This is a genomic window from Mycobacterium sp. SA01 (genome assembly GCF_041287105.1).
Taxonomy (GTDB): Bacteria; Actinomycetota; Actinomycetes; order Mycobacteriales; family Mycobacteriaceae; genus Mycobacterium.
The window spans coordinates 205560-232066 of the sequence record NZ_JBGGNO010000021.1 but is presented as its reverse complement, the minus strand read 5'-3'; the positions used below and the strand labels follow the sequence as shown (position 1 = coordinate 232066).

General features: G+C 67.3%; 33 protein-coding genes. 15 read left to right on the top strand and 18 right to left on the bottom strand.

Annotation, left to right across the window (positions count from 1 at the left end):
* Positions 1-65: 65 nt before the first annotated feature.
* Positions 66-920: a cyclopropane mycolic acid synthase family methyltransferase gene (locus tag AB4879_RS25060; protein WP_370509903.1), complete on the bottom strand. Its 855-nt coding sequence runs from the start codon at positions 918-920 to the stop codon at positions 66-68.
* Positions 921-1093: 173 nt separating this feature from the next.
* Positions 1094-1333: a hypothetical protein gene (locus AB4879_RS25055; protein WP_102806267.1), complete on the bottom strand. Its 240-nt coding sequence runs from the start codon at positions 1331-1333 to the stop codon at positions 1094-1096.
* Positions 1334-1492: 159 nt separating this feature from the next.
* Here AB4879_RS25055 and AB4879_RS25050 point away from each other — a divergent pair, with 159 nt between their 5' ends.
* A complete protein-coding gene (locus AB4879_RS25050) occupies positions 1493-2563 on the top strand; it encodes a S1C family serine protease (RefSeq protein WP_102806268.1) in 1071 nt (356 codons plus the stop codon).
* 2 nt (positions 2564-2565) lie between these two features.
* Here the strand turns inward: AB4879_RS25050 and AB4879_RS25045 are convergent, their stop codons facing one another.
* Positions 2566-3336 carry a trans-aconitate 2-methyltransferase gene (locus AB4879_RS25045; RefSeq protein WP_370509732.1) on the bottom strand — a complete coding sequence of 257 codons (771 nt, stop codon included), beginning with the start codon at positions 3334-3336 and terminating at the stop codon, positions 2566-2568.
* Positions 3337-3392: 56 nt separating this feature from the next.
* On the opposite strand from AB4879_RS25045, the gene AB4879_RS25040 reads away from it, so the two are divergent.
* Positions 3393-3959: a chorismate mutase gene (locus AB4879_RS25040; protein WP_102806270.1), complete on the top strand. Its 567-nt coding sequence runs from the start codon at positions 3393-3395 to the stop codon at positions 3957-3959.
* Here the strand turns inward: AB4879_RS25040 and AB4879_RS25035 are convergent.
* Positions 3956-4966: a DUF4331 family protein gene (locus AB4879_RS25035; protein WP_102806271.1), complete on the bottom strand. Its 1011-nt coding sequence runs from the start codon at positions 4964-4966 to the stop codon at positions 3956-3958. The genes AB4879_RS25040 and AB4879_RS25035 overlap by 4 nt on opposite strands.
* 18 nt (positions 4967-4984) lie before the next feature.
* A complete protein-coding gene (locus AB4879_RS25030; RefSeq protein WP_370509902.1) occupies positions 4985-5860 on the bottom strand; it encodes a TIGR03854 family LLM class F420-dependent oxidoreductase in 876 nt (291 codons plus the stop codon).
* Between the two features lie 135 nt (positions 5861-5995).
* Here AB4879_RS25030 and AB4879_RS25025 point away from each other — a divergent pair, with 135 nt between their 5' ends.
* A complete protein-coding gene (locus AB4879_RS25025) occupies positions 5996-6820 on the top strand; it encodes a polysaccharide deacetylase family protein (protein WP_102806272.1) in 825 nt (274 codons plus the stop codon).
* Here AB4879_RS25025 and AB4879_RS25020 read toward each other — a convergent pair.
* On the bottom strand, positions 6807-7283 hold the full coding sequence (locus AB4879_RS25020) for an SRPBCC family protein (RefSeq protein WP_370509731.1): 477 nt from the start codon (positions 7281-7283) through the stop codon (positions 6807-6809). The genes AB4879_RS25025 and AB4879_RS25020 overlap by 14 nt on opposite strands.
* Between AB4879_RS25020 and AB4879_RS25015 the strand changes: the two genes are divergently transcribed.
* Both AB4879_RS25015 and AB4879_RS25010 read left to right on the top strand, forming a co-directional pair.
* Positions 7282-7737: an SRPBCC family protein gene (locus AB4879_RS25015; RefSeq protein ID WP_102806274.1), complete on the top strand. Its 456-nt coding sequence runs from the start codon at positions 7282-7284 to the stop codon at positions 7735-7737. The two genes, AB4879_RS25020 and AB4879_RS25015, sit on opposite strands and share 2 nt — an antisense overlap.
* Positions 7738-7778: 41 nt before the next feature.
* A complete protein-coding gene (locus tag AB4879_RS25010; protein ID WP_370509730.1) occupies positions 7779-8282 on the top strand; it encodes a nuclear transport factor 2 family protein in 504 nt (167 codons plus the stop codon).
* 19 nt (positions 8283-8301) lie between these two features.
* Here the strand turns inward: AB4879_RS25010 and AB4879_RS25005 are convergent, their stop codons facing one another.
* From AB4879_RS25005 to AB4879_RS24995, 3 genes are read right to left on the bottom strand one after another with little or no spacing between them, the layout of a single operon-like run.
* Positions 8302-8490, bottom strand: a complete 189-nt coding sequence (locus AB4879_RS25005; protein ID WP_083119178.1) for a hypothetical protein — start codon at positions 8488-8490, stop codon at positions 8302-8304.
* Positions 8491-8518: 28 nt separating this feature from the next.
* The gene (locus AB4879_RS25000) at positions 8519-9601 is read right to left on the bottom strand and encodes a pyridoxal-phosphate dependent enzyme (protein ID WP_370509729.1); all 1083 of its coding nucleotides are present in this window, start codon (positions 9599-9601) and stop codon (positions 8519-8521) included.
* Positions 9598-10266, bottom strand: coding sequence for a YoaK family protein (locus tag AB4879_RS24995; protein ID WP_370509728.1), 669 nt, complete (start codon positions 10264-10266; stop codon positions 9598-9600). Before AB4879_RS24995 ends, AB4879_RS25000 begins: the two co-directional genes overlap by 4 nt.
* A gap of 70 nt (positions 10267-10336) precedes the next feature.
* Between AB4879_RS24995 and AB4879_RS24990 the strand changes: the two genes are divergently transcribed.
* Positions 10337-11617 (top strand): cytochrome P450, encoded by a 1281-nt coding sequence (locus AB4879_RS24990; RefSeq protein WP_370509727.1) that lies wholly within the window; start codon positions 10337-10339, stop codon positions 11615-11617.
* Between the two features lie 41 nt (positions 11618-11658).
* A complete protein-coding gene (locus AB4879_RS24985; RefSeq protein ID WP_370509726.1) occupies positions 11659-12969 on the top strand; it encodes a cytochrome P450 in 1311 nt (436 codons plus the stop codon).
* Here the strand turns inward: AB4879_RS24985 and AB4879_RS24980 are convergent.
* Positions 12922-13338, bottom strand: coding sequence for a hypothetical protein (locus AB4879_RS24980; RefSeq protein ID WP_102806278.1), 417 nt, complete (start codon positions 13336-13338; stop codon positions 12922-12924). The two genes, AB4879_RS24985 and AB4879_RS24980, sit on opposite strands and share 48 nt — an antisense overlap.
* A gap of 40 nt (positions 13339-13378) precedes the next feature.
* The gene (locus tag AB4879_RS24975; RefSeq protein WP_370509901.1) at positions 13379-14515 is read right to left on the bottom strand and encodes a glycosyltransferase; all 1137 of its coding nucleotides are present in this window, start codon (positions 14513-14515) and stop codon (positions 13379-13381) included.
* Between the two features lie 102 nt (positions 14516-14617).
* Between AB4879_RS24975 and AB4879_RS24970 the strand changes: the two genes are divergently transcribed.
* Entirely contained in the window at positions 14618-14968 is a 351-nt protein-coding gene (locus AB4879_RS24970; RefSeq protein WP_370509725.1) for a hypothetical protein, read from the top strand.
* On the opposite strand, the gene AB4879_RS24965 is transcribed toward AB4879_RS24970, so the two are convergent.
* A complete protein-coding gene (locus AB4879_RS24965) occupies positions 14965-15876 on the bottom strand; it encodes a dienelactone hydrolase family protein (RefSeq protein ID WP_370509724.1) in 912 nt (303 codons plus the stop codon). The genes AB4879_RS24970 and AB4879_RS24965 overlap by 4 nt on opposite strands.
* A 67-nt stretch (positions 15877-15943) precedes the next feature.
* Between AB4879_RS24965 and AB4879_RS24960 the strand changes: the two genes are divergently transcribed.
* The 4 genes from AB4879_RS24960 (at position 15944) to AB4879_RS24945 (ending at position 19687) form a co-directional block, all read left to right on the top strand.
* Positions 15944-16456: a flavin reductase family protein gene (locus AB4879_RS24960; RefSeq protein ID WP_370509723.1), complete on the top strand. Its 513-nt coding sequence runs from the start codon at positions 15944-15946 to the stop codon at positions 16454-16456.
* A gap of 14 nt (positions 16457-16470) precedes the next feature.
* On the top strand, positions 16471-17361 hold the full coding sequence (locus AB4879_RS24955) for an SDR family oxidoreductase (RefSeq protein ID WP_370509722.1): 891 nt from the start codon (positions 16471-16473) through the stop codon (positions 17359-17361).
* 66 nt (positions 17362-17427) lie between these two features.
* Positions 17428-19227, top strand: a complete 1800-nt coding sequence (locus tag AB4879_RS24950; RefSeq protein WP_370509721.1) for an amidohydrolase family protein — start codon at positions 17428-17430, stop codon at positions 19225-19227.
* Positions 19217-19687, top strand: a complete 471-nt coding sequence (locus tag AB4879_RS24945; RefSeq protein ID WP_370509720.1) for a limonene-1,2-epoxide hydrolase family protein — start codon at positions 19217-19219, stop codon at positions 19685-19687. The genes AB4879_RS24950 and AB4879_RS24945 overlap by 11 nt, the downstream gene beginning before the upstream one ends.
* Before the next feature lie 5 nt (positions 19688-19692).
* Here the strand turns inward: AB4879_RS24945 and AB4879_RS24940 are convergent, their stop codons facing one another.
* On the bottom strand, positions 19693-20223 hold the full coding sequence (locus AB4879_RS24940; RefSeq protein WP_370509719.1) for a hypothetical protein: 531 nt from the start codon (positions 20221-20223) through the stop codon (positions 19693-19695).
* Positions 20224-20401: 178 nt separating this feature from the next.
* Between AB4879_RS24940 and AB4879_RS24935 the strand changes: the two genes are divergently transcribed.
* Positions 20402-20800 carry a hypothetical protein gene (locus tag AB4879_RS24935; RefSeq protein ID WP_370509718.1) on the top strand — a complete coding sequence of 133 codons (399 nt, stop codon included), beginning with the start codon at positions 20402-20404 and terminating at the stop codon, positions 20798-20800.
* Between the two features lie 13 nt (positions 20801-20813).
* Here the strand turns inward: AB4879_RS24935 and AB4879_RS24930 are convergent, their stop codons facing one another.
* Genes AB4879_RS24930 through AB4879_RS24920 form a run of 3 tightly spaced genes read right to left on the bottom strand, consistent with a single transcriptional unit; the run spans position 20814 to position 23823 of the window.
* The gene (locus AB4879_RS24930; protein ID WP_370509717.1) at positions 20814-21929 is read right to left on the bottom strand and encodes an amidohydrolase family protein; all 1116 of its coding nucleotides are present in this window, start codon (positions 21927-21929) and stop codon (positions 20814-20816) included.
* Positions 21930-23288, bottom strand: coding sequence for a glutamine synthetase (locus AB4879_RS24925; RefSeq protein WP_370509716.1), 1359 nt, complete (start codon positions 23286-23288; stop codon positions 21930-21932).
* A gap of 37 nt (positions 23289-23325) precedes the next feature.
* Complete coding sequence (locus AB4879_RS24920; RefSeq protein WP_083119157.1) at positions 23326-23823, bottom strand: carboxymuconolactone decarboxylase family protein; 498 nt, start codon at positions 23821-23823, stop codon at positions 23326-23328.
* A gap of 85 nt (positions 23824-23908) precedes the next feature.
* Here AB4879_RS24920 and AB4879_RS24915 point away from each other — a divergent pair, with 85 nt between their 5' ends.
* A complete protein-coding gene (locus AB4879_RS24915; RefSeq protein ID WP_370509715.1) occupies positions 23909-24871 on the top strand; it encodes an FkbM family methyltransferase in 963 nt (320 codons plus the stop codon).
* Position 24872: 1 nt separating this feature from the next.
* Here AB4879_RS24915 and bfr read toward each other — a convergent pair whose 3' ends face one another.
* Entirely contained in the window at positions 24873-25352 is a 480-nt protein-coding gene (gene bfr, locus AB4879_RS24910; RefSeq protein WP_083119154.1) for a bacterioferritin, read from the bottom strand.
* A 173-nt stretch (positions 25353-25525) separates the two neighbouring features.
* On the opposite strand from bfr, the gene AB4879_RS24905 reads away from it, so the two are divergent.
* Positions 25526-25717 carry a bacterioferritin-associated ferredoxin gene (locus tag AB4879_RS24905; RefSeq protein ID WP_102806288.1) on the top strand — a complete coding sequence of 64 codons (192 nt, stop codon included), beginning with the start codon at positions 25526-25528 and terminating at the stop codon, positions 25715-25717.
* Position 25718: 1 nt separating this feature from the next.
* Here the strand turns inward: AB4879_RS24905 and AB4879_RS24900 are convergent, their stop codons facing one another.
* Positions 25719-26474, bottom strand: a complete 756-nt coding sequence (locus AB4879_RS24900; RefSeq protein WP_370509714.1) for an enoyl-CoA hydratase/isomerase family protein — start codon at positions 26472-26474, stop codon at positions 25719-25721.
* Positions 26475-26507 lie beyond the last annotated feature (33 nt).

Genomic DNA, 26507 nt, shown 5'->3' with positions numbered 1-26507 from the left:
GCCGGGGGATGCGTCGCGGTGATGCCCGATCACCCTGGGGGTGAAGCCGGGGGCTGGCGGCAGCGTCAGCCCTTGGCCAGGGTGAACTGGCAGATGTCGGTGTAACCCTCGCGGAACAGCTCAGCGCAGCCGGTCAGGTACTTCATGTACCGGTCGTACACCTCGCGGGACTGCAGGGCTACCGCTTCTTCCTCGTTCTTTTCCAGTGCCGCGGCCCAGATCTCCAGAGTCCGGGCGTAGTGCAACCGCAGTGGATGGACGCGGTTGACGATGAAACCGGCGCGGATCGCATGCTCCTGAACATCGGTCACCTTGGGCAGGCGGCCACCGGGGAAGATCTCATCCATGATGAATTTGAAGAACTTCAGGTGCCGCATGGTGATCGGCATACCGCGCGCCGCGAAATCTTCATCGCTCGGCAAGACGATGGAGTGCAGCAGCATCACGCCGTCAGTGGGCAGCGCGTCATACGCCATTTTGAAGAAGGCGTCGTAGCGGTCATAGCCGAAGTGTTCGAAGGCGCCGATGGACACGATGCGGTCGACCGGTTCGTCGAACTGCTCCCAGCCCTCCAGCAGAACTCGCTTGGACCGGGGGCTGGTGGACTCGTCGAAGAGCTGCTGGACATGGAGCGCCTGATTCTTGCTCAGGGTCAGTCCTACGACGTTGACGTCGTAGGACTCCAAGGCCCGCATCATCGTCGCGCCCCAGCCGCAGCCGATGTCGAGCACCGTCATGCCGGGCTGCAGCCCGAGCTTGCCCAGCGACAAATCGATCTTCGCGGTCTGCGCCTCTTCCAGGGACATGTCGTCGCGTTCGAAGTACGCACAGCTGTAGGTCTGCGTGCGGTCCAGGAACAGCCGATAGAAATCGTCGGACAGGTCGTAGTGGTGCTGCACGTCGTCGAAGTGCGGCTCCATGTGCGGCGTTTTCCCGGGTGTATTCACAGCTTGATGTCCTGTCCTTGCGTCTGCACTCCGGTCCACCCCCGCGAGACCAGTCGCACTCCCCTCGTGACGTGTCCCGGGTAGCCTACGCGACCGCGCCGGTGCTCCCCACTTGAGCAAACTGGCAGGGAGCTGGGTGTCCGCTGTTACGAGGATCCGTCCGTATCCTCGTTTTTGCCGTATAGGGGCTGTCCTTCCTCGTCAAGCCAGTCGTTGACCGCGGTGCCGGTCACGGTGTTGTCCGATCCTGGCAACACCGCGGTGGGACGATCCTCGTAAGCCGTCATCATTTCTTTAGCTTTTGCCTTCGCGTTTTCGTCCGGCACCGGCTTGTCACCGTGCGGCTGCCGTTCGTCGGTTCTTTCGGAGCGTTCTGGAGTGCTCACGATCGGATTCCTTCTCGTTCGATGCCGGGGACGTGATGCTGGAACCCGACTGCCCACAAATGTGATCCACCAAACGGCGGCACGGCGCTCAGCAACGGCGCGAACGGCCAAAAGGCCACCCGGATGTCACATACGTAGCTTTTCGGGCAAAGTTGACTCATGGACGCAAAGCCATTTCGTCACGGGCGCCGGCTGTCGACAGTGCTGGCCGCCCTTCTGCTGGTGCCCGGCCTGCTCACCGCGCCGGCCCACGCCGCCCCGACACACCTCGGGCCGGCTCCCCTTGCGCCGCTGGATCAGTCCACCGTGCTGGGCCAGGTCACTCCCGGTCTGGTCGACATCAACACGACCCTGAACTACCAGAGCGCGGTCGGTGCCGGCACCGGCATCGTCCTCGACCCCAGCGGCGAGGTGCTGACCAACAACCACGTCATCGAGGGTGCCACCGGCATCACCGCGACCAGCCTGGCCAACGGTCGCACCTATCCCGTCGACGTCATCGGCTACGACCGCGCCAACGACATCGCGCTGGTGCGGCTGCGCGGTGCCGGTGATCTGCCGATCGCCTCGGTGGGCACCTCGTCGGGGCTGGCGGTGGGTGACCCCATCGCCGCGATCGGCAATGCCGGCGGCGCCGGCGGCGCGCCGAGCTTCTCCCCGGGCAACATCACCCAGCTGGGTGCGTCGGTTCGCGCCTCCGATGAATCCGGCGGTGGCTCACGTGAACTCACCGATCTGATCCGGGTGGCCGCCGATGTCCGGCCCGGCGATTCAGGTGGCCCGCTGGTCAACGCCGCCGGCCAGGTGGTCGGCGTGACCGTCGCGGCCACCCTGACCTATCGGATGGGCAACGTGCGTGGCGGCGAGGGCTTCGCCATCCCGATCGACCGCGCGCTCGGCGTCGCCGGGGCGATCCGCTCCGGCGGCGGTCCCGGTATCCATATCGGGGACACCGCGTTCATCGGCGTCGGAATAGCCGATCCCGGCCCCGGCGCTCCGCCCGGAGCCGTTGTGCGCCAGGTACTTCCGGACACCGCGGCTCGCGGAGCCGGGCTTGCGCCGGGTGACATCATCACCGCCGCGGACGGAATCGCGATCAACACGGCCACCGACCTCTCGAACTTCATGGACACCCGTCGCCCTGGTGACACCATCACGTTGAGCTGGATCGACCGGGAGGGCGCTCCGCGCAGCGCGCCCATCATTCTCGGCTCCGGGCCTGTCGGCTGATCTCAGCGGGACAGCTCGGCCCGCACCTGCATGAACCGCAACAGGCCCGCCCGGCCTGTCACCGGTTCGTACGCGGCGACGAGGTCGTCGACGAACGCGGCGCGGTCGGATTCGGGTAACCGGTCGGTCCACGCTGTCGAGCCCACGGTGCACCAGGCCGTGAACTGCTCGACGGTGCCGAAGTCCCATTCGCGGTCGAGCACCGTCATCGAGGCCACCCGCAACCCGGAGCCCTCCGCCAGCTCGCGCAGCTCCACCGGATCGGGATGGATGAACGGCGCACTGAATCCGACGAAACCGGAGCTCCATCGCGGGTCGGCGGCCACCTGCATGGCGGTGGACTCGATGCTGGGTCGTGTTCCCGCACAGACCATTTGGATGAGAGCCCGACCCTGTGGCCGCAGCACCGCGGCAACGCCGGTGAGCGCTTCGCCGAGCCGCGGCACCCAGTGCAGCGCGTTGAACGAGACGACCAGGTCGAAGCTGCGACCGAACGGCAAACGCCGCGCGTCCGCGCAGACGTACACCGGACCGGCCGGTAACGCCGAGCCGCGGTGCGCGGCGGTGGCCACCATCCGCGGCGAGGCGTCGACGCCGACGATGTAGCCGTGAGGCAGGCGGCCGGCGATCTCGGCCGTGAGGAAGCCGTCGCCGCAACCGATGTCGAGTATCCACTCGCTGCCGTCGACGACGAGGTCGGCCAGGCTCTCAGCGGCCACCGAGCGCTGCATGCCGCTGACCCGGCTGTAGTCCTGGCCGCTCCAGTCCGCCACCGGGACAGTTAACGTCAATGCCGGCATCGGCGGCAACAGTCGTAAAGGATGGACCCATGACCACTGCCCTGGCGCGCGGCGCCGCAGCGATGATGACGATGATGGCGGTCGTGACGGCCGCACCGGCCTGGGCCGATTCGCCCGAGCCGCTGTACAACCTGGTCGATGCCGCGGCGCAGCGCTTGCAGACCGCGGATGCGGTGGCCGCCAACAAATGGCTGACCGGCGGCCCGATCACCGACCCCGCACGGGTCAAAGTGGTGCTGGCCGCAGTGTCCAAGGACGCCGAATCCCGCGGCGTGGCAATCGATTACGTAACCACGGTATTCACCAACCAGATCAACGCGACCGAGGCCGTCGAGTACGCCCGGTTCGCCGGCTGGAAGTTCGACCCGGCCGGGGCGCCGACCACGGCCCCCGACCTGGCGTCCTCCCGTTCGGTCATCGACGGTCTGAACCGCCAGATGGTCGAGCAGATCGCCGCCCAGTGGCCGGTCCTGAGCTCGCCGGCCTGCCGAGCCGAACTGGACGCGGCCAAGAACGATGTGGCCGGGCAGCGCCAGTTCGACGATCTCTACCGCACCGCGCTGGACTCGGCGACCCGGTCGTACTGCGGGTCCTAGCTCGCCGGGTGCGGGTTGCCCAGGTACGGAAAGACGTCGAGGGTATCGGTGTGCGGGGCGAGACCGCTTGGCGGGCAATCACCCTTGGTCAGGAACGCCAGCCGGTAGTCGATGACGTCGTCCGCGAAGGTCCGTCCGTTCGGGTACTTCGCGGGTTTCGCGGGGTCGAATGTCAGCATGTCCGGCAGCGTGCCCTCGGTGTCGATCGCCTCGATGGCCTCGTCGTCGGTGTAGCCGCCGGTGTGCCCCATCAGGTGGATGAACTGCCCGATCCAGCGTTCCCGGTCATGGATCGGCTCGCTGGCGTTGTACTCCTCTTTGGTGTCGTCGGTGTTGAAGAAGCTGCTCACCGACGGGTGCCCGGCGCGGTCGACGTGCAGCAGGTCGCCGTCCCGGTTCAGGCTGCAGCGCCCCCAGATCCGAAGGTCGGGGTCGGGCCCCAGCTCGGCGGTCGGCAGTTCGATGGCGATCGAGAACACGTTGGCGCTGCTGTTGGAGTCCACCCCGGTCCACGGTGACTCGCCGCCGAGGTGCGGCGCGGTGAAGTTGCGGCCGCCAGTGGTGTCGAACAGGTTCTTGATGCCGTCGAAGTCGAAGAAGAACGCATCGCTGCGCGCACCGGCGGCGAACGTGTAGCCGTCGTACTCGACGACATTCGCGGTTTCACCGAACGACACCTCGACGTTCTCGAAGATCTTCTCCCCCACCGCATATGGCGATTCCGCCTCGTCACCGACCGCCTTGAAGACGTCGACGGTCTGCCGCCCGTCCTCTGGCGCGGAGAACACGAAACTGAACGCGATGTCGTTGCGCAGGTCGCCGTTGTTGTCGACGGCCAGCCGGTAGATGGCATCGGGATGCAGCGCGTCGGCGTTCGGGTTGGCGTTCATGATGAGCACCGTGCGGCTGGCATCAGCCGGCGACTGGAATGCGTAGAGATCGCACAGATCCAGTCGCTGATCGCCCAGTGGCGGGCCGAGGCTCAAGCCGGTGAAGTGGTTCGACATCAACGAGACTTTGCCGGATCAGTTCTGCCGGGGCAACAGCTCGTGGATGAAACGTTCGATGAACTCGTCGGCCGGGGTGTTGCCCACCGGTCGGATGACGAACTTGCTCAGCCCAGCGGCGATCAGCCCGTCGAGCTGCCGGTGCAGTTGCGGCCAGTCCCCGGCGATCAATTCGGCCGGGTCCACGTCGGAGCGCCGGGATCTGACGGCGGCGGCGATCTCGTCGGGCAGGTGCCCGTCGGCAACGGCCAGGCTCAGCCCATAGTGGTCCGGTTCGACCGTACGGCCCGCCTCCGCCGCGGCGCGCTCGATGCTCTCCCGGGCCACCCGCGCCTCATCGGCAGTGAGGAAGCTGCCCAGCCAGCCGTCGGCCAGCCGCCCGATCCGGCGGAATGCCGCCGGTGCCGAACCGCCGAGCCAGACCTCGACCGGAACCGGCGGACGGATGCCCAGCGAAACGCCGGCGAGCTGGAAGTACCTGCCGTCAAAGGTGATGTCGTCACCGGTGAGCAACGCGCGCAGCACTTCCAGTGCCTCGTCGAACACCGCCGCGCGCTGCCCGTCGGGCACCGGAAACAGGTCCCACTCCGCCTTCGAGGCCGGGCGCAGACCGAACGCCGGCAGCACCCGCTTGGGGCCGAGGGCGGCCAGCGACACCAGTTGTTTGGCGACCAGCACGGGGTTGCGCCCGGGCAGCACCGAGACCGAGGTGCCGACTTTGAGGCGGGTGGTGCGCCCCAGCGTGTACGCCATTCCGGCGAACGGGTCGACGGCCGGGGTGTACACCAGCTCGGAGAACCACAGCGAGTCGATGCCCGCCGCCTCGAGCCGGTCGACGACGCGGGGCAGATCCTCGACTCCGCTGCCGAAGCTGATCCCGAAGCGGATCTTCACGTCGCTCATCTGGCCACGGTAGCCCGGCCCGGACGGCGACACAGCGGCGGATATACCGGGTTTCGGCGGTCGCGCAGCTTAGCCTATCGGTGTGACGGATGTTACAGATGTGACTTGGGGTGGTGGGATCGTGACGTGCCCGAGGTAACCCGCCGTCAATTCGTGATCGGATTGTTCGCCTCGGCCGGACTGGTCGGCGCGTCCAGCGCGATCGCGATGCCGCAGACCAATCCTCCGCTCGCGGCCAAGGCTCCCCCGCCGCCGCTCGGCGCCGCGCCACTGCTGCCCCCGCCGCCGACCACGGCGCGGATCTCGTTGCCGGGCGGCGGCGAACTGACCAGGATTCCGGGCAAGGGCGACCTGCTGGCGCTCACCGTCGACGACGGGGTGAACTCCGAAGTCGTCCGGCTCTACACCCAGTTGGCCAAGGACACCGGCATCCGGCTCACGTTCTTCGTCAACGGCGTCTATGACTCCTGGCGCGACAACGCGGCGCTGCTGCGGCCGCTGGTGGACTCCGGCCAGATCCAGCTGGGCAACCACACCTGGTCCCATCCCGATCTGACCACGCTGACCAAGGAGCAGGTCGCCGACCAGCTGAAGCGCAACGACCAGTTCCTGCGCAACACATTCGGCACCGATGCCACACCGTATTTCCGGCCGCCGTACGGCAGTCACAACGACGATGTCGACGCGGTGGCCGCCGATCTGGGGTACCGGGTTGCGACCCTGTGGGCGGGCTCGCTGGCCGACTCCACACCGGTCGCCGAGGACTTCATCGTGAAGATGGCCGATCAGTACTTCATTCAGCAGAACATCGTGATCGGCCACCTCAACCATCCGCCGGTCACGCACGTCTTCCCCGCATTGATCGACGTCATCCGGTCACGCAATCTGCGCACAGTCACCCTCAACGACGTATTCCTGCAGCCGGAGATCCCGCACGTCACCTCCGCGTAGCGGCCAGAGAATCGATGCGGCGCAACGCAATCGCACACACCGCGGTGTAGGGCGCCGCCCACCACGGCACCCCGAACCAGACCCGGCAGCCGCCCGGCGCCGGCTCGACGCCATGCGCGGTGGCCGGCACGCCCCCGACCGACCACGCCCATCGTCGCCCCGCGTCGAACTCGGTGACTGTGAACGGGACTGCGACATTACCGAGGGTCCACACCGTCCCGGTCGAGCCGGGCACGAGATATCTGCCGCCGGAGTCGAGCGCGGCACGGCTGATCGACGGCCCCCACCGCGGCCAGGCCTCCAGGTCCGTCAGCACGGCCCAGACCGCGTCGGGCGGGGACGCCACAACGCGGTCCACGATCACCATCGGTAGCCGAATTCGCACACCAAACCCCATGTCCGCCAACGCTACGCCGCATAGCCGTTCGGCCCGGGCCACCGGCTGCATAGGATCAGATCCCATGAAGGGCTCCGTGACAGTGCACATGGCCGCACCGGCCGACAAGATCTGGAATGTGATCGCCGACATCACCCGAACCGGTGAGTTCTCGCCGGAGGTGTTCGAGTCCGAGTGGCTCGGCGGTGCGACCGGCCCGGCGCTGGGAGCGAAGTTCCGCGGGCATGTGCGGCGCAACGAGATCGGCCCGGTGTACTGGACCACGTGCCGCGTCACCGCCTGCGAACCGGGACGCGAATTCGGCTTCGCCGTCCTGGCCGGCGACAAGGCGCTCAACAACTGGCACTACCGGCTCGACCCGGCGGGTGACGGCACCGACGTGACGGAATCCTTCCGGATGGCCGATTTCCCGGGGATGCGGCTGTTCGAGTTGTTGGGCGGACAGCTGCGTGTCCGGCGCAACCAGCGAGACATGCGCACCACGCTGGAACGCATCAAGAAGGTCGTCGAGAACGACTGAAACGTCGCCACGGTCGGCCCTCGGTTTGATACAACCGGTGCATGGGTCGGTGGTCACGCGAAGAAATCGAGTCGGCGTTCGAGGAACACAAGCAGGTTGTCGTCGGCATTGCCGACAGCTGGGACTGGTCGCGATTCGCCGACCAGTTCACCGAGGACGCCACCTACGTGGAGCATTCCTACGGAACATTCCATGGCCGCGAAGCGATCCGGAAGTGGATCGTCAACACCATGAACAGCTTTCCCGGCACCGAGATGCCGTGGTTCCCGTCGACCTGGCACTCCATCGATGTGGACAAGGGCTGGGTGATCTGCGAATTCCAGAACCGGATGCGCGATCCCGGCGACGGCAGCATCCACGAGGAACCCAACATCTCGGTGCTCAAGTACGCCGGCGACGGGCTGTGGAGCTACGAGGAAGACGCCTACAACCCGATGAACTTCATGCCGATGGTGAAGGGCTACATCGAGACGTCGAAGAAGTTGGGAACCATCTCCGACGATGCGGTCACGTTCGCCCGCAACATGGGATGGGACCTGGCCTGAGGCTTGCTCGGTCTGGTCGTCAGTCCGAGCTGCCTTCGGTGTCGTCGAAGAAGCTCCACTCGCCGTCGTGCTCGACCTCCATGCGCCAGCCCAGCTCGGAGTTGTCGGCGCGCGAGTCGACGAACCAGGCGTGCGCATCCTCGGCGCTCTCGATGTCCTTGGTGTCGACAACGTCGCCATGCGGGTTGATCACGCGGTAGGTTGCCATGCTTCATGCTTCCCCGCTGGGGCGCAGTTCAATCGCCCGGATGCTTGAGACCCGCGCCGCACAACGGAATCACCACGTCACCCGCCGCCAACAGTTCGGTGATCCGCTGCCAGTGCGGACCTGACCTGGCGGCGGCGCCCGCGGCCGCGGCGTAACAGACCGCGGCCGTCGGCTCGACGAACAAGCCCTCGCGGGCCAGCGCATGCCGCCCCGCCACGATCGCGTCGTCGTCGACGGTGACGATCGTGCCGCCCGAATCGCGCACCGCGGCCACGATCTGCTGGGCGCGGGGCGGCGCGGTGATCGCGATGCCCTCGGCCACCGTGACGCCCAGGGCCGGGTCGCGGCCGTCCCACGCCGCCGCCAGCGGGGCGCACCCCGCCGCCTGGACCGCGATCAGCGCAGGCACCCGGTCGGCCAAGCCGGCAGCGACCAACTCGGTGAAGGCCAGGTGACAGCCCAGCAGCAGTGTCCCGTTGCCGACCGGAACCAGCACCGCCGACGGCAGGCTGCGTCCGTTCTGCTGCCAGATCTCGTATCCGTAGGTCTTCACACCGTGCATGAAGTACGGGTGGTAGACGTGACTGGCGTAGAAGACGCCGGGGCGCTGGGCGATCCGCGCTGCCGCCGCGGCGGTCGCGGCGCGGTCGCCCGGCACCAGCGTCAGCGCGGCGCCGTGCGCCCGGATCTGGGCGAGCTTTTCCGGCGAGGTGGTCGCCGGGACCAGCACCTGGCAGTCGATGCCGGCCCTGGCGAAATACGCCGCTGCCGCGGTTCCGGCATTGCCGCTGCTGTCGACGACGGACTCCCCGATTCCGAGACGATCAGCGAGCGCCGCCAGGACCGCCGCGCCACGGTCTTTGAAAGACAGAGTGGGACTGAGGAATTCGAGCTTGAATCGGACTGCCGGCAACGTCTTCGACGGGATCATCGGGGTGTTGCCTTCACCGAGGGTGATCGATGCGCCGACCGGTACCGGCAGCACGGACTCGCCGTCGGGCCGCCACGTCTCGGTGACGTCGAGCACCCCGCCACAAGGGCATCGCCAGACCAGCTCGGCGACCTCGAATTCCCGGCCGCACGAGCGGCATTGCAGCGGTGGCAGATTCATGGCTCCACTCCCTTGCGTTCGTCGATGACGAACAAGATCAGCGTGACGGACAGGACGACGGCGGGAATCCAGATCGCATGCACACTCCAGGCGCGGGTGGCGAACGCGCCGACCACCGCGCCGCCGGTGAAGAACACCGTCAGTGCAGCGTAGGTGGTGAAGGCCTGCCGCGCCGTCGCATCGCGGTCCACGAAACCGGTGTAACCGCTTTCCACCAGACGCATCAGGTTGCCGGTCGTCGCCACCGGCAGGTACACGAAATCGCCGATGTTGCGGAACAACCCGATCTGCATCGCCGCGACGAACGAAATCGGCACCGTCACATAGCTGTGCGCCACCGTCGTCGGTACGAAGCCGATGGTGAACAGCACCGCGGCTTGCAGCAGCATCGTCCAGCGCAGCGGATGCTTCAGGTACCGCTCCACCCGGCCCGACTTCAGATGCGAGGCCAGCCCCACGCCGGCGAAGAACGCCAGAAGTGGCCACACATGCGCAAGCGCCGCGCTGACCTTGCCCTGACTGGTGTCCAGCGCGAAGAGGATGACGTTGGCTGTCTGCACGTTCGCGAACACCCCGCCGCGAGCGAGATAGGTGTAGGCGTCCAGGAAGCCGTTTGTCAGCGTGAGCAGCAGGCCGAAACGCAATGTCGTGGAGGTGCGCGTCATCGTGGGAGCAAGCTTGCCTGAATCGGGAAATGAACACGAGCGTGGGCCGTGGACTCTAAGGTCGTCTCCCATGGGCATCGCCACACGTGTCAATGGTCAGCAGCCGCCCGAAATGGCGCTCGAGGACATCAATCTGGGCACCTTCGAGTTCTGGGGCATGGACGACGCCCTGCGTGACGGCGCGTTCGCCACTCTGCGCCGCGAGGCCCCGATCTCGTTCTTCCACGAGGTCGAGTTCGAGGGTATCGAGGCGGGCCCCGGCCACTGGGCGTTGACCAAGCTCGACGATGTCTTCTACGCCAGCCGCCACCCGGACATCTTCAGCTCCTATCCGAACATCACGATCGGCGATCAGATCCCCGAAGTCGCCGAGTACTTCGGCTCGATGATCGCGCTGGACGACCCGCGGCACGCCCGGCTGCGCAACATCGTCCGCAGCGCCTTCACCCCCAAGGTGGTGGCCCGCACCGAGGCGTCGGTGCGCGACCGTGCGCAACAACTGGTGTCGGCGATGATCACCAACCATCCGGACGGCAATGCCGAACTGGTCACCGAACTCTCCGGCCCGCTGCCGCTGCAGGTCATCTGCGACATGATGGGAATTCCCGAGGACGACCACGACCGGATCTTCCACTGGACCAACATCATTCTCGGCTTCGGCGACCCGGACCTGACCACCGACTTCGACGAATTTCTCAAGGTGGCCTTCGACATCGGCGCCTACGCCACCGCGCTCGCCGAGGACCGGCGGATCAACCCACGTGAGGACCTGACCACCTCGCTGGTGGCGGCCGAGGTCGACGGGGAACGGCTGACGTCGGCCGAGATCGCATCGTTCTTCATCCTGCTGGCCGTGGCGGGCAACGAGACCACCCGCAACGCCATCAGCCACGGGGTGCTGGCACTGACTCGGTATCCGGAACAGCGCAAGATCTGGTGGGACGACTTCGCCGGCGTCACCGACAGCGCGGTCGAGGAGGTGGTGCGCTGGGCGTCGCCGGTGATCTACATGCGCCGCACCCTCACCCGCGACATCGAGCTCAGCGGGGTCAAGATGGCCGAGGGCGACAAGGTCACCATGTGGTACGCCTCGGCCAACCGCGACGAGGAGAAGTTTGCCAACCCGTACCTCTTCGATGTCACCCGTACCCCCAACCATCACGTCGGGTTCGGCGGGGGCGGCGCCCACTTCTGCCTGGGCGCCAACCTGGCCCGCCGCGAAATCGCGGTCGTATTCGACGAACTGCACCGCCGCATACCGGACATCGCGGTCACCGAAGAGCCCTCGATGCTGCTGTCCGCGTTCATCCATGGCATCAAACGGTTACCGGTGAGCTGGACGCCCGCCTGAGTTTGTGGCGCGGACCGGGCGGCACTCGTAGCGTGATGGACATGAAGCAACGGGTGCACTGGTTGGTGATGCACGGCATGATCCGAGCGGCGGCCAGTGCGGCGGCCCGTCGCGGCGACCCACAGGCCAGGATGGCGTTCGATCCGGCGGTGCGCACCGACCCGGTCTCGTTCTTCGAAGAGATGCGTCCGCAGGGTCCGATGCTGCCCACTCGGCTGGGTTACCTGACGCTCGACCACGCGGTGGCCCACGAACTACTGCGCTCCGACGATTTCCGGGTGATCATCCTCGGCGGCAATCTGCCCAAGCCGCTGCGTTGGGTGGAACGCCGCACCCGAGACGACCTGCTGCATCCGCTGCGGCCGCCGTCCCTGCTGGCCGTCGAGCCGCCCGAGCACACCCGGTACCGCAAGACGGTCTCGTCGGTGTTCACCTCGCGCGCGGTGACCGCGCTGCGCGACCGGGTCGAGGACACCGCCGCGGAACTGCTCGACCAGCTGTCCGACGGTCCCGGCGTCGTCGACATCGTCGAGCGGTATTGCGCGCAGTTGCCGGTGTCGGTGATCGGCGACATCCTCGGGGTGCCCGAGGCCGACCGGCCGCGGATCCTCGAGTTCGGGGAGCTCGCCGCGCCCAGCCTGGATGTCGGATTGACCTGGCCGCAATACCTGCGGGTGCAGAAGGGACTCGCCGGATTCAATCTGTGGCTGTCCGCGCACCTGCGCCAGCTCCGCGAGCATCCCGGCGACGATCTGATGAGTCAGCTGATCGCCGCCTCGGACGAGGGTCGGCATCTCGATGAGAGTGAACTGGCGGGCGTCGCCGGGCTTGTGCTCGCTGCCGGGTTCGAGACCACGGTCAACCTGCTGGGCAACGGAATTCGATTGCTGCTCAACTCCCCCGACGAGCTGGCGCGACTGCAGGAGGATCCGTCGCTGTGGCCGGGCGCGGTCGAAGAGATCCTGCGGCTGGAGTCCCCGGTACAGCTGTCGGCGCGGATCGCCTTGCGAGACACCGAGGTGGCCGGCACCACGGTACGGGCCGGCGAGATGGTGGCGATCTACCTCGCCGCCGCCAACCGTGATCCGGCGGTGTTCGACGACCCCCACCGCTTCGATGTCAGCCGCCCGAACGCCGGTAAGCACCTTGCCTTTTCGGGGGGACGGCACTTCTGCCTCGGGGCCGCGCTGGCGCGGGCCGAGGGCGAGGTGGGTCTGCGCAGGTTCTTCACGCATTTCCCCGAGGCGCAACTCGCCGGGCTGGGCAGCCGCCGTGACACCAGGGTGCTGCGCGGGTGGGCCGAGCTACCGGTCAGCCTCGGCGCGCCCGGCCTGATCCCCTCGCGCGACTGACTCTGCGCGATCCTCGTCGGAGACCCGGGGATCGAGCGCGTCGGCGTGCTGGGCACGTTCGTCGAGTTCGCCGCGGTGAGCAGCCGCCTCGGTGCGATGCTTCTCGGCGTTCTCCTGCAGGCGGGCCGCTTCGGCCGCCTTTGCTTCCGCTTCGGCCTGCGCTGCACGGGCTTTGGCTGCGGTTTCATCCGCCAGAGCTTCGCGCCGCTGAACCTTGACCTCTTTTTCGCGGACCTCCTCGCGGATCTCCTCGGCCTGCGCGACCCGGCGGCTGATCTGACGTTTACGACCGACCCAGACCAGCGCTCCGATCACGATCAGCGCGGCGAGTACGGCGATGACTATCCACACGACATTGTTCGAGGCCATGCTGGCTCCTTCAGTGGGGCGCGCCGCTGATTCGGCACCGTCAATTGACGGCGTTCCCGTCGCGGCCATGGGCCAAACCGCCGAGCGCGGTCAGCATGCCCGCTGCCGCCCGCGGCCAGGTGAACGTCTCGGCCCGACGCCGGGCGCAGTACCGACGGTGCTGCTCGGGGCGGTCGATGACGCCGGCGACGGCCGCGGCGATCGCGTGCGGATCGTTGTCGGCACATGCGCCGCTGTCCGAGGTCAGGATCTCGGACAATGCGGAGGTACGCGAGACCACCGCCGGTGTACCGCAGGCCAGTGCTTCCAGCGCGGCCAAGCCGAATGTTTCGTGTGGACCGGGCGCCAGTGCGACGTCGGCGGAGGCCAGCAGTGTGGCAACGGCGTTGCGGGAGTCGATGAAACCGGTGAAATCCACCGGCAGCCGTGCCGCCTGGCGCTGCAGCCGCGCCCGCATCGGTCCATCGCCGGCAATCACCAGCCGGGCATCCACACCCGAATCACGAAGCGCGGCAAGTGCATCGATGCTTCGGTCGGCACGCTTCTCCACCGACAGCCGACCGCAGTGCACCAGCAGCACCTGGTCCGCTGCGGCCCACCGGTTGCGGGTGCGCGTGCAGAACCGGCGGGGATGGAACATGTCCAGGTCCACCCCGAGCGGCACCGTCATCACATTCGTGGCGCCGATGCGGTCGAACTCTTCGCGGGCAAAACTGGTGGTGCACAGCACCGTGTCGTAGTTCGCCGCGGTACGACGGTTCGCCAGGTCGGCGAGCCGGCGAGCCAGCCGCCTGGGCATGATCTGACCGGTCAGGCGATCGAGGCGCTCATGCGAGATCATCACGGTGGTGACGCCGTGTCGCGCACCCCACCGGCCCAGCGAGCGCAGGGTGAACCGGTCCGAGACTTCGATGGCATCGGGCGCCAACTGCTCCAGCAGCGCGGTCACCGGCAACGGCATCACCGCGCGGTAGCCGCCGGTGAACGGAATCTGTCTGGCGGGCACCGAGATTCGGGTGACACCACTGGGCAGCGTGGTGTGGGTGGCCGTCGGTCCTGGCACGATGAGGAACACCTCATGGCCGGCGGCGCAGTACTCCGCGCCCAGCCGGTCGACCGCCGTGCGTAATCCGCCGGACCGGGGGCCGTAGAAGTTCGCGACCTGCGCGACCCTCATCATGGCCGTATCCGATCGTGCGGCGATGTGCGGACGGCGACCCCCGACCCTCTGCGTCCTGAACACGCGGTGAACAGCCCCATGTGGTCTAGCGTTGGTGACGTGCAGATTTCGGATGTGTTCCGCGCGGCGTCCGCTGCGGTCAATCGCGGTGCCACCGCATTGATCACGTCGCCGCGGTGGGGCCGCATCGTCGGGCTGGGGTTGACCGAGATCCGCTACACCGGCCGGCGCAGTGGCCGCAGTGTGGTGCTGCCGGTCGGCTACCGCCGCCGCGGCTCAGACATCCTCATCGGCGTGGCAATGCCGGACGGCAAGAAGTGGTGGCGCAACTTCACCGGCGAGGGCGCCCCGCTGACCATCCTGCTCGGCGGCGCACGGCGTCCGGGCCACGCCGTCGCCACCCGGGATGCGCGCGGCCGGGTGACCGTCACCGTCCGGCTCGACGACTAAGCCAGATACCGGGTGAACCAGTCCTGCACCCGGGTCCACGCGTCGGCGGCCGCGACCGGGTTGTAGCGCGGTCCGCTGTCGTTGAAGAACGCGTGGTCGGCGTCGGGCTCGACGATCAGGTCGTTGACCAGGCCGGCTTGATCCAGCGCCGCCTTGGCCGCGGGCTCCGAGGACGTGACCCGTTGGTCGAGCGCGCCGTACAAGCCGAGGACCGCCGCGTTCTTCGAGCCGGCGAAATTCGGGTTGTCGGGCAGCGGGCCGTAGAACGGCACGGCGGCGGCAAGCCGGGACTCGCCCGCGGCCAGCAGTCGCCACACCAGTCCGCCGCCGAAGCAGAAGCCCACGACGGCGAGCTTGTGGCCGGGTGTCCGGCGCGCCACCTCGTCGAGCCCGGATCGGAGGTCGGCGACGAAACGCTCGGGTGCGATGGTGCCCAACGCCGCGGTTGCGGCCGCCGGATCGGTGAACGTGGCGGTGCCGCCCTCCTCGGAAAGCAGGTCGATCGCCAGCGCGGAGTAGCCGATCCCGGCCAGTCGGCCCGCGACGGTGCGCACCCAGTCGTTGAGGCCCTTGTTCTCGTGGATGACCAGCACGCCGCCGCGTGGGCTGGCGGCCTGCGCCCAGGCGCCCTGCAGCTGCCCGCGCGCGCCGGTGAAGGTGATGGGTTCGGTGGGCAGCGCCGTGGCCATGCCGGGTGGTGCGGCGGGGGTCGACGAAGTTGCCGTCGATGCCGGTGAGGACGCTGCGGTCGTCGGTTTGTCGGCCGAGCACGCGGCGATCAGTGCGCTGGCAGCCGCGGTGCCGACACCCAGCAGCCCCAGGCGCCGAAGCGCTTCGCGGCGGCTCAACAGGCCGTCGACATGATCCGTTGCGATCTCTTCGGCGATGTAGCGCTGCAAGGGAGTCACCTAGGCGAGTATGCGCCTTCTGGGTAAGCGTGAGCTGAAGCTGACGATCATCACCGGAGGTGCAGGCATGGCAGACCGCGACGTACTGGCTGGGTCCGAGGCGTTCGAGAAGGTGGTCGGGTTGTTGGACTATCCGATGTTCGTCGTGACAACCCGGGTCGGCGATCAGCGCGCGGGTTGTCTGGTCGGCTTCAGCAGCCAGGTGTCGATTCATCCGTCCCGATTCCTGGTCGGGCTGTCCAAGAAGAACCACACCTATCGAGTCGCCGCCGAGGGCGCGACTCATCTGGCCGTGCACCTGCTGGCCAAGGAGCACCGCGACTTGGCGCGGCTGTTCGGCAGCGAGACCGGCGACCGGGTGGACAAGTTCGGCCGCTGCCGGTGGCGGGAGGGGCCCGAAGGTCTGCCGATCCTCAACGACGCCGCGGCTTGGTTCGCGGGGAGGATTCTCGAGCGCTTCGATCTGGGCGATCACGTCGGGCACCTGACCGAGCCGGTGGCCGGGGCCGCGCCGGAGGAACTCGGGGATCTCGTCACGTTCACCGACGTCAAGGACCTGGAACCGGGCCACGAGGCGTGACTAGCCTGGGGCCCATGTCGTCAGGCGGTGCACTCGCGGACCGGATCGCTGTCGTGGCCGGTGCCACCCGGGGTGCCGGGCGCGGCATCGCCGCGGCACTCGGTGAGGCAGGCGCGACCGTCATCTGCACCGGCCGCAGCAGTGTCACAGGGCGCGGTGGGTCCGACTATGACCGGCCGGAGACCATCGAAGGCACGGCTGCGCTGGTCGACGACCTCGGCGGCACCGGGGTGGCGATCCAGGTCGATCATCTGGATCCCGAGCAGGTGCGCGGGTTGGCCGACCGGATCCGGTCGGAGTTCGGCCGCATCGACGTGCTGGTCAACGACATCTGGGGTGCCGAGATCCTCAAGGGTGAGCCGCCACAGTGGAACCGCCCGATCTGGGAACTCGACATCGCCGACGGGCTGCGCATCCTCCGTCTCGGCATCGACACCCACCTGATCACCGCGCACGCGCTGTTGCCGCTGATGGTAGATCGACCGGGGGGCCTACTGATCGAGATGACCGATGGCACAGCCGAATACAACGCGGCGAACTATCGCATTTCGGTGTTCTACGACGCGGTCAAGTCTGCGGTAAACCGGATGGCCTTCGCGCTCGGTCACGAGCTGACCCCGTACGGCGCGACGGCCGTCGCCGTCACGCCCGGCTGGATGCGCTCGGAGATCATGCTCGAGCACTTCGGCGTCACCGAGGAGAACTGGCGAGATGCGGACGCACCGCCGGGTTTCGCGGAATCGGAGACACCGCGGTACGTGGGCCGCGCAATCGCGGCGATCGCCGCGGATGAGGACAGGTCGCGCTGGCATCAGCGGTCGGTGTCCGCAGCAGATCTGGCACGCGCGTACGGCTTCGTCGATGTCGACGGACGGCAGCCGGATGCCTGGGCACACATGGAGTAAACAGATCGAAGAAAGTGTCCACTAAATCGTTGACACTCGTGCAAGCAAACGGTTCTATTGACGCTCGTGAGCTTCGACACAATCATCCGCAACGGCCGGTGGTTCGACGGAACCGGTGCACCGTCCGGGATCCGGGACATCGGCATCCGCGACGGCCGCATCGCCGCGGTCAGCCTGCGCCCCCTCGACGTGACCGGCTGCGACGACGTCGTCGAAGCGGGTGGCCGGTGGGTGCTGCCGGGGATGGTCGACATCCACACTCATTACGACGTCGAGGTGCTGGGCGGTCCGGGCCTGCCGGAGTCGGTGCGCCACGGTGTCACGACGATCATGATCGGCTCCTGCTCGCTGTCCACGATCCACGTCGGCGGCAGCGACGCCGGCGACCTGTTCGGCCGGGTCGAGGCGATTCCGCGCGAGCACGTCGTCGCCGCGATCGATGACGCCAAGACCTGGACCACCGCCGAGGGGTACATCCAAGCCTTGGAGTCGCGGCCGCTGGGACCCAACATCGCGGCGTTCATCGGCCACTCCGACATGCGAACCGCGGTCATGGGATTGGATCGCGCGACCCGAGACGATGTGCGGCCCAACGCTGCCCAGCAGGCCGAGATGGAGCGCATGCTCACCGAAGCGCTGGACGCCGGGTTCGTCGGGATGTCCTCGATGCAGTTGCTGTTCGACAAGATCGACGGCGAGACCTGCCGGTCGCGGACGCTCCCGTCGACTTACGCCAAGCCCCGCGAGCTGCGCCGGCTCAAGTCGCTGCTGCGCAAGCGTGGGCGGGTGCTGCAGTCCGGGCCGGACATCCAGAACCCGATGAACCTGATTTCGCAAGTGGCGCAATCACTCCCGGTGCTGCGCGACAAGCTCAAGACCAGCCTGCTGTCGGCGGCCGACGTCAAGTCCAATCCGTTCGCCATTCTGTTGTTGGGCCCGCTGGCCAAGGTGACCAACAAGTTCGGCGGCGATTTCCGCTGGCAGCACCTGCCGGTTCCGTTCGAGGTGTACGCCGACGGCATCGATCTCGTGGTGTTCGAGGAGTTCGGCTCCGGAGCGGCCGCGCTGCACCTGCGCGACGAGGTCGAGCGCAACGCGCTGCTGGCCGACGAGGCGTACCGCCGCCAGTTCCGCAAGGACTACGACACCAAGTACGGCGTCCGGGTGTGGCATCGGGACTTCTTCGACGCCGAGATCGTCGCCTGCCCCGACGAAACGGTGGTGGGCAAGTCCTTCGGGCAGGTCGGCATGGACCGGGGTGAGCTGCATCCGGTGGACGCCTTCCTGGATCTGGTGCTCGAGCACGGCACCAAGCTGCGCTGGCGCACCACGATCTCCAATCACCGGCCCGAGGTGCTCAAGAAACTCGCCCGCGACCCAGGTGTGCAGATGGGTTTCTCCGATGCCGGTGCGCACCTGCGCAACATGGCGTTCTACAACTACGGTCTGCGGCTGTTGCGTCATGTACGCGACGCCGATCGCAAGGGCCGCCCCTTCATGTCGGTCGAGCAGGCCGTGCACCGGATGACCGGTGAGCTGGCCGACTGGTACCAGATCGACGCCGGCCACCTGCGGGTCGGCGATCGGGCCGATCTGGTGGTGATCAATCCCAAGCGCCTCGACAGTCGCCTCGACGACTACGCCGAGCACCCCGTCGAGCAGTACGACGGCTTGCCCCGGATGGTCAACCGCAACAACGACGCCGTCGATCTGGTCCTGATCGGCGGGCGTGCGGTGGTCCGCGACGGCGAACCGACACCCGTGCTCGGGTCCGAACGGACCGGCAGTTTCCTGCGGGTGGGCCGGGCGACGGCGGCACCGGGAACGACGACGACGACGGAAACGGAGCTGGCCCATGTCAATTGACACTTCAGCGGTCCCCACGGACGTGGCTCAGACCGTATTGGGCATGTGGAGGGCGCTGTCGAATCGGGACTGGGAAACGCTGAAGACGTTCCTGTCCGATGACTGCATCTACGTCGACATGCCGGTCGGCCCGATCGCCGCAGCACGCGGCCCCGAGGACATCGTCAAGCGGCTCAAGATCGGGCTCGAGCCGCTGGCCGGCTACGAGAACCACGACGGCGTGCTGGTGAGCAACGGCGTGGACACCATGTACGAGCACTCCGAGACATGGACATTCACGTCCGGTGAGCAGGGCGTGCTGCGCTTTGTCACGGTGCACAAGGTCTCCGACGGCAAGATCACGCTGTGGAAGGACTATTGGGACATGAACGGGCTGACCAGCTTCGCGCCGCCGACCTGGCTCGAGGACCTGGCGAGCGCAGACATGTCGTGGATGTTCGACGCGACCGGGCTGGTCTGAGCCGCCTAGCCCAGCCGGACCGATTCGCCGAGATCCTGATCCAGAATCGTGCCTGCTCTGCCCATCGCGGCGTTGCCTGATCGCAGGAACTCGAGCGAGTGCCGCAGTTCGTTGGCGTCGATGTCGTCGGTTGCCGCCATGCAAAAGTGCATAGCCACGTCGTAGTCCGAGAGTCCGGCCTGGAACTCGGCGCCGAAAGCGGGATCAGGCGGTGGCATGTGGCCCTGCAGTCCAGCCACTCCGTCGTGGTATCTCGCGCATGCCGTGCTCAGCGATACGACGTCGTTAGCCTGCGCTGCCGCCGACACCGCTTCCGTTGCCGACTGGATTGCCCTGACATGGTCCTGCACTTTGTCCCACCACGCCTGCATCGACTGCCGCAGCGGCGGTGCGGACGGTGCGACGGTCCGAGTCTGCGTGAGCGTCGACGGCGCAGCAGTGACCACGCTGGTGTTCGCCGGTAGACCGCCCGTCGGACCACACGCGGTAAGGGCGATCGCGGCAATCCCGGCGACGAGCATCAGAGACGAGCGCATGGGAATCAGAGTCACCTCACAGCAAGCGGGTGCGCGAGGGTCCAACGGCCCCAATAATCCCGACTCGACGGCCGACGCCACGAGGATCTCGGACGCGAACGGGCTGATCTGAGCACCGGCCCGGGCTCGCGACGCTAGTCTGAGCAGGCCGGACCGGCACCGTCGTCAGGAGGCACAGATGCGCAGAATCGTCGTTGGGTCGGTCGTCGCGGCGGGACTGGTGAGTGCTGCGATCCCCTTGGCCGCTCCCGCGTCGGCCACGTCGTGCCACTCCCCGGCCTGTGTGCCGAACGTCGCCCAGAACGTCGTCGGCGGAACACCCTGCACACCGAGCCCGGGCTTCGTCTTCGGGTTCGATGCACAGAGGAACACGCTGATCTGCGCGGCCAGCGGTGTGTGGATGGCGACCGGGCCGTTGGTCGGCGAGGCGGCCAACGCGCTGCCGTGCACCACGCCTGGAACCACCGCACAGCAGCGGGTGGCCGGTGACGAATGGGAACCCAAGGTCTATGGGGTGCCGCTGATCTGCACGGGGCCGGCCGACATGGCGCACTGGAAGCACTTCCCGCCGGCCTGACGACCAGCGACCACTAGAGACCGTAGACCCGGAGGGCGTTGTCGCGCCCGATCAGGTCGGCGACCCGGATGGCGTCGGCCTCGCTCCACTGGTCGCGCGCCACGAACCCGGAGAGCACCGCGGCCATCCCCGCCCGCCAGAGCCGCGACCCCAGATAGTGCAGCTCGGCGGGGCCGAAAGCGTCCGAGGAGTACAGGATCTTGCGAAACGGGGCCAACTCCAGGGTGCGCGCGATGAAAGCCTCGGCGCGGGCCCCGAGATGGTTGATGCTCAGGCCGACATCAAGGTAGACGTTGTTGAAAGCCTGTGCCAGATAACCGGCTTCGCGCTCGTAGGGGTAGCAGTGCAGTAGCACGATCGGCGTGGTGCCCGACCCGCGCAGGAAGTCCAGCAAGAACATCGGGTTGGTCCGGTGCAGATCGCAGTCGCGGTCGCCGAGGCCGACGTGGAACTGTAGCGGCTTGCCCAGCCGAAGAGCTTCGTGCACACCGAACCGCAGCAGCGTGCGGTCGGTCAGTCGCACTCCCCCGGCGTCGCGCCAGCGGGCTGCCGCGGCGGCGACATCGCGTGCACTGGGTTGGGACAGATCGCCGTCGAAGCCGCCGCGATAGGCCAGCACCGACTTGGTGGCGATCGCTGTCTCGGTGCGCTGGTGCAGGATCCGGCGGAACGCATCGGCGTAGTCGCCCCCGGCTGCGGCGGCCTGCTCGGCGACCTCCTCGAGACGGACGATCTCGCCGACCTCGCCCCCGGACGCGTCGGCGATCTCGGGCAGCCCTGCGATGGCGCCGGGCAGGCCGGTGTCGACCAGCCAGTCGCTCACTCCGGCGGCAGGCAGGAACAGCCGCGCCAGCTGATCTTCGGTCAGCTCACTGCGGCGTTCCCAATAAGTCTGCGGGTCAACATGTTCGGCAAGCCCGAGCAGCGGCGCGCAGTGCGCCCGCACGGCGAATCCGAGTTGGGTGTCGAAGCCGGAGTCGAAGTCGGCCAGCGGTTCGATGTTGGCTTCGTTCAGCCCGTTCTCGAAGCGCCTGCGATCACCGACGGTCAGCCAGTAGCCGTGAACGTGGTTGTCCACCAGACGGATACCGGCGATGTGGTCGCCGAGTGCCGAGGCGGATACAGACACTCAGATACTCCACGCCATCCGGAACTTATCGGTCAGCGCCTCAGGATCGAGGTGCGAATACATTTCATGCTCGTAGCGGCGAACGGCGACGAGGACGTCGACGGCAGGATCGCCGAGGATCGCCCGCAACCGGGGCGAGCCGTCGAGTGCGGCGATCTCGTGTGCCTGGTCGGTACTGAGGGCAACGGTTCCCGCGGCCGCGCGATCGTCGTCGGACACGGTGCCCGGGTCGACCGTCGTCTCCGGCGGCAATGCAGCGCCGTTCTCGATGCCGTCGGCAGCGAGGCCGAGGATCGCGGCGGTGGCGAAGTACGGATTGGCCGACGGGTCGACGACCTTGACCTCGACGTTGGCACCGTACGGGTTGCCATGTCCGCCGCGCACGAAACGCACTGCCGCTTCCCGGTTCTCGGTACCCCAGCATGCGTAGGCGCCGGCCCAGTTGCCGGGCTTCATCCGCAGACCGGACACGATCGACCCGCAGAAGATCAGCTGTGCCGCAGGCAGCCCGGAGACGATGCCGCCGATGGCGCTCTCCCCTTCGGCGGTCATCCCCTGCGCGCCGGTCCCGCCGGAGAACACCGGGGTGTCGCCGCGTGACAGCGAAAAGTGTTGATGTGCACCAGAACCCACACTTCCGGCGAACGGCACCGGCGACAGGCTCACCCGCAGTCCGTATGTGCGGGCCACCCGGCTGATGATGATGCGGGCCAAGATCAGCTGGTCGGCGGCAGCCACCGGCGATTTCGGGGCCAGGGAGATCTCGAACTGGTTGATGCCGTACTCGGGGTGGAACTGCTCGATGCCGACACCGGCCGCCGCAGCCGCCGCGGTCACATCCCGAACGAAGCCTTCGTATTCCAGCACCCCGGCCAGCCCGTATTGGGCCCACAGGTTGCCGGGCAGCCGGTTGCCCTCGGGATCGACCAGCAGGAACTCGATCTCGTGGCCGACCAACGCCTGCAGGCCGGCGTCGGCCAACCGGGCCTCGATGCGTCCGAGAGTCCCGCGCGCGCACGCCGGGACGGGGTTGCCGTCCTGGTCGAAGAACGAGGCCGGCGCCCACGCGAGGCCATCGCCGATGACCCGCAGCGCGTCGAGATCGATGCGGATCCGTTGGTCACCGACGACGCTGATCCCCGGGGCGAACGCGATCCCGGCACGGTCGATGGCGAAGCCGTGGGTGACCGGACTGAAGCCCAGCCCGGGATCGGCGAACGCGTTGACCCGGCGGACCGGCACGGTCTTGGCATGGGTCAAGCCGGCCGGATTGACGAAGGTTCCGACGACGGTGTCGACGCCGTCGGCGTCCAATTGCCCGATGGGTGCGCCGGCCGGCGGTGTGGTCATGGCAGCCATTGTGCCGACCGCACCGGCCGGATGCGACGGATAGCCGCTATGCGCGGCTCGGCAAGGTCAGCTTGCAGCTCTGACCGATGTCCAGCGTGCTGAGCATGCGGCCCATGCCCACCCACATCGCGCAGGACAGCGTGAGGTCGGCCATTAGCTCGTCGGAGAAATGCTCACGAGCCCGATCCCAGAAGTCGTCGTCGTATTTGAGCTTGGCCCAGTCGGTTCCGAACCGGTGGGCGAACTCCGCGGCGATGCGCTCCTGCTCGCTGTAGCCCTCCCACGTCTTCCACTCCAGCACGTGGTCGTAGAGCTCCTCGTCCACACCGGCCGCCGGCCCGTCGGCGTCCCGGGTGTTCTGGCACAAGACGCATTCGTTGTCCTGGGCGATCACCGCGCGGGCGAGTTCACGCACCCGCATCGGCAGCCGGTTCTTGTCGCTGTACACCGCGTGGGAGAAGGCGGCCATCGCCGTTCCCAGGTCAGGAGACTTGACGATCCAGCCCGCGACGTCGTCGTCAGGGAAGTTTCCGATTCGGCTCATGGCGTGATGGTACGCCGCGTCACCCCGATCTGGAACGTGTTCTAGTTTTTCGCCGACCGGGCTTGAGCTCAGCGACAATACCCGGGTGAACTATCTTCCAGGCCTGCGCGCGATGATCGGCAGTCTCGCGGGGGCGGTGGTTCTGGCGGCGGGCTGGCTGGCCGCAACGAGGCTGCGGACGAGACCGGGCGGCACACCGGTGACGCTGCCCAACGGCATGCGAATTCATCAGTGGCAGCGAATCGAAACCAACTTCCTGTACCCGGAGATCTTCGGCGCGGACTCGGTCTACGCCAAGGGCGACCACATCGACTTCCGGCCCGGCGCAGTCGTTGTGGACGCCGGCGCGAACATCGGCATGTTCACCTTGTTCGCGGCGCTGCGCTGCCGCGGTGAGGCGGAGGTGTTCGCGTTCGAGCCGATGCCCACCACCTACTCGGTGCTGGCGGTCAACGCCGAGGCCGCCAATCGCGGTGAGTACGCGGCCGCAATGGGCGCCCGGCCCGGTGCGTCCCTGATGATCCACCCGATCAACCGCGGCCTGTCCGCGACGAACGAGACGGTGGTGTTTCAGCACCACCCGAACTTCTCCCTGTGGAGCACGCGGGATGCGCAGTTCGCACGCCAGCGGCTGGACCGGTTCGTGGCCGATGTGGCGGGCTTCATCCCGGTCGCTCCGCTCGCCGTGCGCCGGGCCGCGGTGCGCCCGGTGGTCGCGTGGATGTGCCGCACCACCACGGTGACGGCCACCCTGGTCCCGCTGTCGTCGGTCATCGAGGAGTACGGCCTGACGCGCATCGACATCCTGAAGCTCGATGTCGAGGGCGCCGAAGTCGCAGTGCTGCAGGGCATCACGCCGACCCAGTGGGACATGGTCCGTCAGGTGGTGTTGGAAGTGGAGTACTTCGCCACCAAAGACGTCATCATCGACATGCTCGAAGCGCAGGGGTTCACAACGTATTGGTTTGCCAGTGAGCGCGAGCGTTACGGCGCCGTGCAGAGCGAAGTGTGCATGGTCTACGCGTGGCGGGCCGAAGACCGGCCGTAGGTCACTTCGGGGGTCGTGACACGCACTGCGCGGAGTACAGCTCCACGCCCAGCTTGTCCATCAACTCGAGCTGCGTCTCGAGGTAATCGATGTGGTGTTCCTCGTCGGCCACGATCTCTTCGAAGAGATTGGCCGTGGTGGAGTCCAGCTTCTCGCGGCACACGATGATGGCCGGCTTGAGCCGGGCGACCACCTCGTACTCGATGGCCAGGTCGCTCTCGAACTGCTCACGCAGGGTCTGCCCGACGCGCAGCGAGCCGAGTCGTTGGTAGTTGGGCAGGCCGTCGAGCAGCAGAATTCGATCGGTGATGGCCTCCGCGTGGCGCATCTCGTCGAAGGATTCGTCGCGGGTGTGCTTGGCCAGCTCGGTGAATCCCCAGTTGTCCTGCATCTTGGAGTGCAGGAAGTACTGATTGATGGCGGTCAGTTCGCTGGTCAGCTGCTCATTGAGCAAGCGAAGAACTTCCGGATCACCTTGCATGACGTCTCCCCACTCACGCCGCCCGACTGGCAGCCGGAATCACCCTAATGCAAGGACGATGGCGGTTTTGTTCAGCTGGATGAGACGGCATGTTGTAGGGGTACCTAACTAAGGTTAGTCTCGGCTAATATGACCGGTGTGCGACACCGCCCTGCGACGAGAGTGAATCGCTGATGTACGTATGCCTCTGCGCGGGGGCGACCAGCGCCACGGTCACCGAGGCCGTTGCCCGCGGGGCGTGCACATCCAAGCAGGTCGCCGCGGCCTGCGGCGCCGGAGGCGACTGCGGCCGGTGCCGTCGCACGGTGCGAGCCATCATCGAACAGCATTTCGCGTCCCTCGGCGACACGGCCCGGGCGAGCTGATCTAGGCCTTTCCGCGGTGGAAATCCGCCAGCGCCTCGGCGTTGGCCGCAGCACCCATCAACTTCTCGAAGAACGCATTCTCCCGCGCCGTCGCGGCGGCGATCTCGGGCCGGGCCGGTTCGGTCATCGTCTGCTTCACCGCCATCAGGCTCGAAATAGGCCGGGAGGCAAGCACTTCGGCGTGCTTTCGGGCGTCGGCGATCAGCTCGTCGGGCTCACTGACCCGCCAGACCAGACCCATGCGCAGTGCTTCCGCGGCATCCACCCACTCTGAGGACATCAGCAGCCACGCCGCGTTCTGCCGACCGATCAACTGCGGCAACAGATATGACGACGCCGCCTCGGGAGCTACCCCCAGGCTGGTGAAGGGGCACTTCAGCCGCGCCGTCGACGACATGAACGCCAGGTCGGCGTAGCCCAGGATCGTGGTGCCGATACCAAGGCCGACCCCGTTGACCGCGCAGATCAGCGGCTTGGGGAACTGGCTCAGCGCGGTGATCAGGCCCGGGAATCCGTGTGCGCCCTGGACGAAGTCGGGATTGGTGATGCGCTCCTGCATGTCGCCCAGATCCTGGCCGGCGCTGAATGCGCGGCCCGCTCCGGTGATCATGACGACGGCGACCTCGGGATCCTCGGCCGCGGCGAGCAGTGCCTCAGCGGTGGCGTCGTAGAGCGCCTCGTTGAAGGCGTTGAGGGCGTCCGGGCGATTGAGGGTGATCGTGCGAACCCGGTTCTCGTCGTCGATGAGCAGCGTCACGCGGCACACCCTAACGGTGCGGCACGCTGCGGC

Excerpts from the sequence above, each read along its gene's own strand:
- AB4879_RS25060 (WP_370509903.1), bottom strand. The coding sequence starts at position 920 with ATGGAGCCGCACTTCGACGACGTGCAGCACCACTACGACCTGTCCGAC.
- AB4879_RS25050 (WP_102806268.1), top strand. The coding sequence starts at position 1,493 with ATGGACGCAAAGCCATTTCGTCACGGGCGCCGGCTGTCGACAGTGCTG.
- AB4879_RS25040 (WP_102806270.1), top strand. The coding sequence starts at position 3,393 with ATGACCACTGCCCTGGCGCGCGGCGCCGCAGCGATGATGACGATGATG.
- AB4879_RS25035 (WP_102806271.1), bottom strand. The coding sequence starts at position 4,966 with ATGTCGAACCACTTCACCGGCTTGAGCCTCGGCCCGCCACTGGGCGAT.
- AB4879_RS25015 (WP_102806274.1), top strand. The coding sequence starts at position 7,282 with ATGAAGGGCTCCGTGACAGTGCACATGGCCGCACCGGCCGACAAGATC.
- AB4879_RS25020 (WP_370509731.1), bottom strand. The coding sequence starts at position 7,283 with ATGGGATCTGATCCTATGCAGCCGGTGGCCCGGGCCGAACGGCTATGC.
- AB4879_RS25010 (WP_370509730.1), top strand. The coding sequence starts at position 7,779 with ATGGGTCGGTGGTCACGCGAAGAAATCGAGTCGGCGTTCGAGGAACAC.
- AB4879_RS25005 (WP_083119178.1), bottom strand. The coding sequence starts at position 8,490 with ATGGCAACCTACCGCGTGATCAACCCGCATGGCGACGTTGTCGACACC.
- AB4879_RS25000 (WP_370509729.1), bottom strand. The coding sequence starts at position 9,601 with ATGAATCTGCCACCGCTGCAATGCCGCTCGTGCGGCCGGGAATTCGAG.
- AB4879_RS24995 (WP_370509728.1), bottom strand. The coding sequence starts at position 10,266 with ATGACGCGCACCTCCACGACATTGCGTTTCGGCCTGCTGCTCACGCTG.
- AB4879_RS24990 (WP_370509727.1), top strand. The coding sequence starts at position 10,337 with ATGGGCATCGCCACACGTGTCAATGGTCAGCAGCCGCCCGAAATGGCG.
- AB4879_RS24985 (WP_370509726.1), top strand. The coding sequence starts at position 11,659 with ATGAAGCAACGGGTGCACTGGTTGGTGATGCACGGCATGATCCGAGCG.
- AB4879_RS24980 (WP_102806278.1), bottom strand. The coding sequence starts at position 13,338 with ATGGCCTCGAACAATGTCGTGTGGATAGTCATCGCCGTACTCGCCGCG.
- AB4879_RS24975 (WP_370509901.1), bottom strand. The coding sequence starts at position 14,515 with ATGAGGGTCGCGCAGGTCGCGAACTTCTACGGCCCCCGGTCCGGCGGA.
- AB4879_RS24960 (WP_370509723.1), top strand. The coding sequence starts at position 15,944 with ATGGCAGACCGCGACGTACTGGCTGGGTCCGAGGCGTTCGAGAAGGTG.
- AB4879_RS24955 (WP_370509722.1), top strand. The coding sequence starts at position 16,471 with ATGTCGTCAGGCGGTGCACTCGCGGACCGGATCGCTGTCGTGGCCGGT.
- AB4879_RS24945 (WP_370509720.1), top strand. The coding sequence starts at position 19,217 with ATGTCAATTGACACTTCAGCGGTCCCCACGGACGTGGCTCAGACCGTA.
- AB4879_RS24940 (WP_370509719.1), bottom strand. The coding sequence starts at position 20,223 with ATGCGCTCGTCTCTGATGCTCGTCGCCGGGATTGCCGCGATCGCCCTT.
- AB4879_RS24935 (WP_370509718.1), top strand. The coding sequence starts at position 20,402 with ATGCGCAGAATCGTCGTTGGGTCGGTCGTCGCGGCGGGACTGGTGAGT.
- AB4879_RS24925 (WP_370509716.1), bottom strand. The coding sequence starts at position 23,288 with ATGGCTGCCATGACCACACCGCCGGCCGGCGCACCCATCGGGCAATTG.
- AB4879_RS24920 (WP_083119157.1), bottom strand. The coding sequence starts at position 23,823 with ATGAGCCGAATCGGAAACTTCCCTGACGACGACGTCGCGGGCTGGATC.
- bfr (WP_083119154.1), bottom strand. The coding sequence starts at position 25,352 with ATGCAAGGTGATCCGGAAGTTCTTCGCTTGCTCAATGAGCAGCTGACC.
- AB4879_RS24905 (WP_102806288.1), top strand. The coding sequence starts at position 25,526 with ATGTACGTATGCCTCTGCGCGGGGGCGACCAGCGCCACGGTCACCGAG.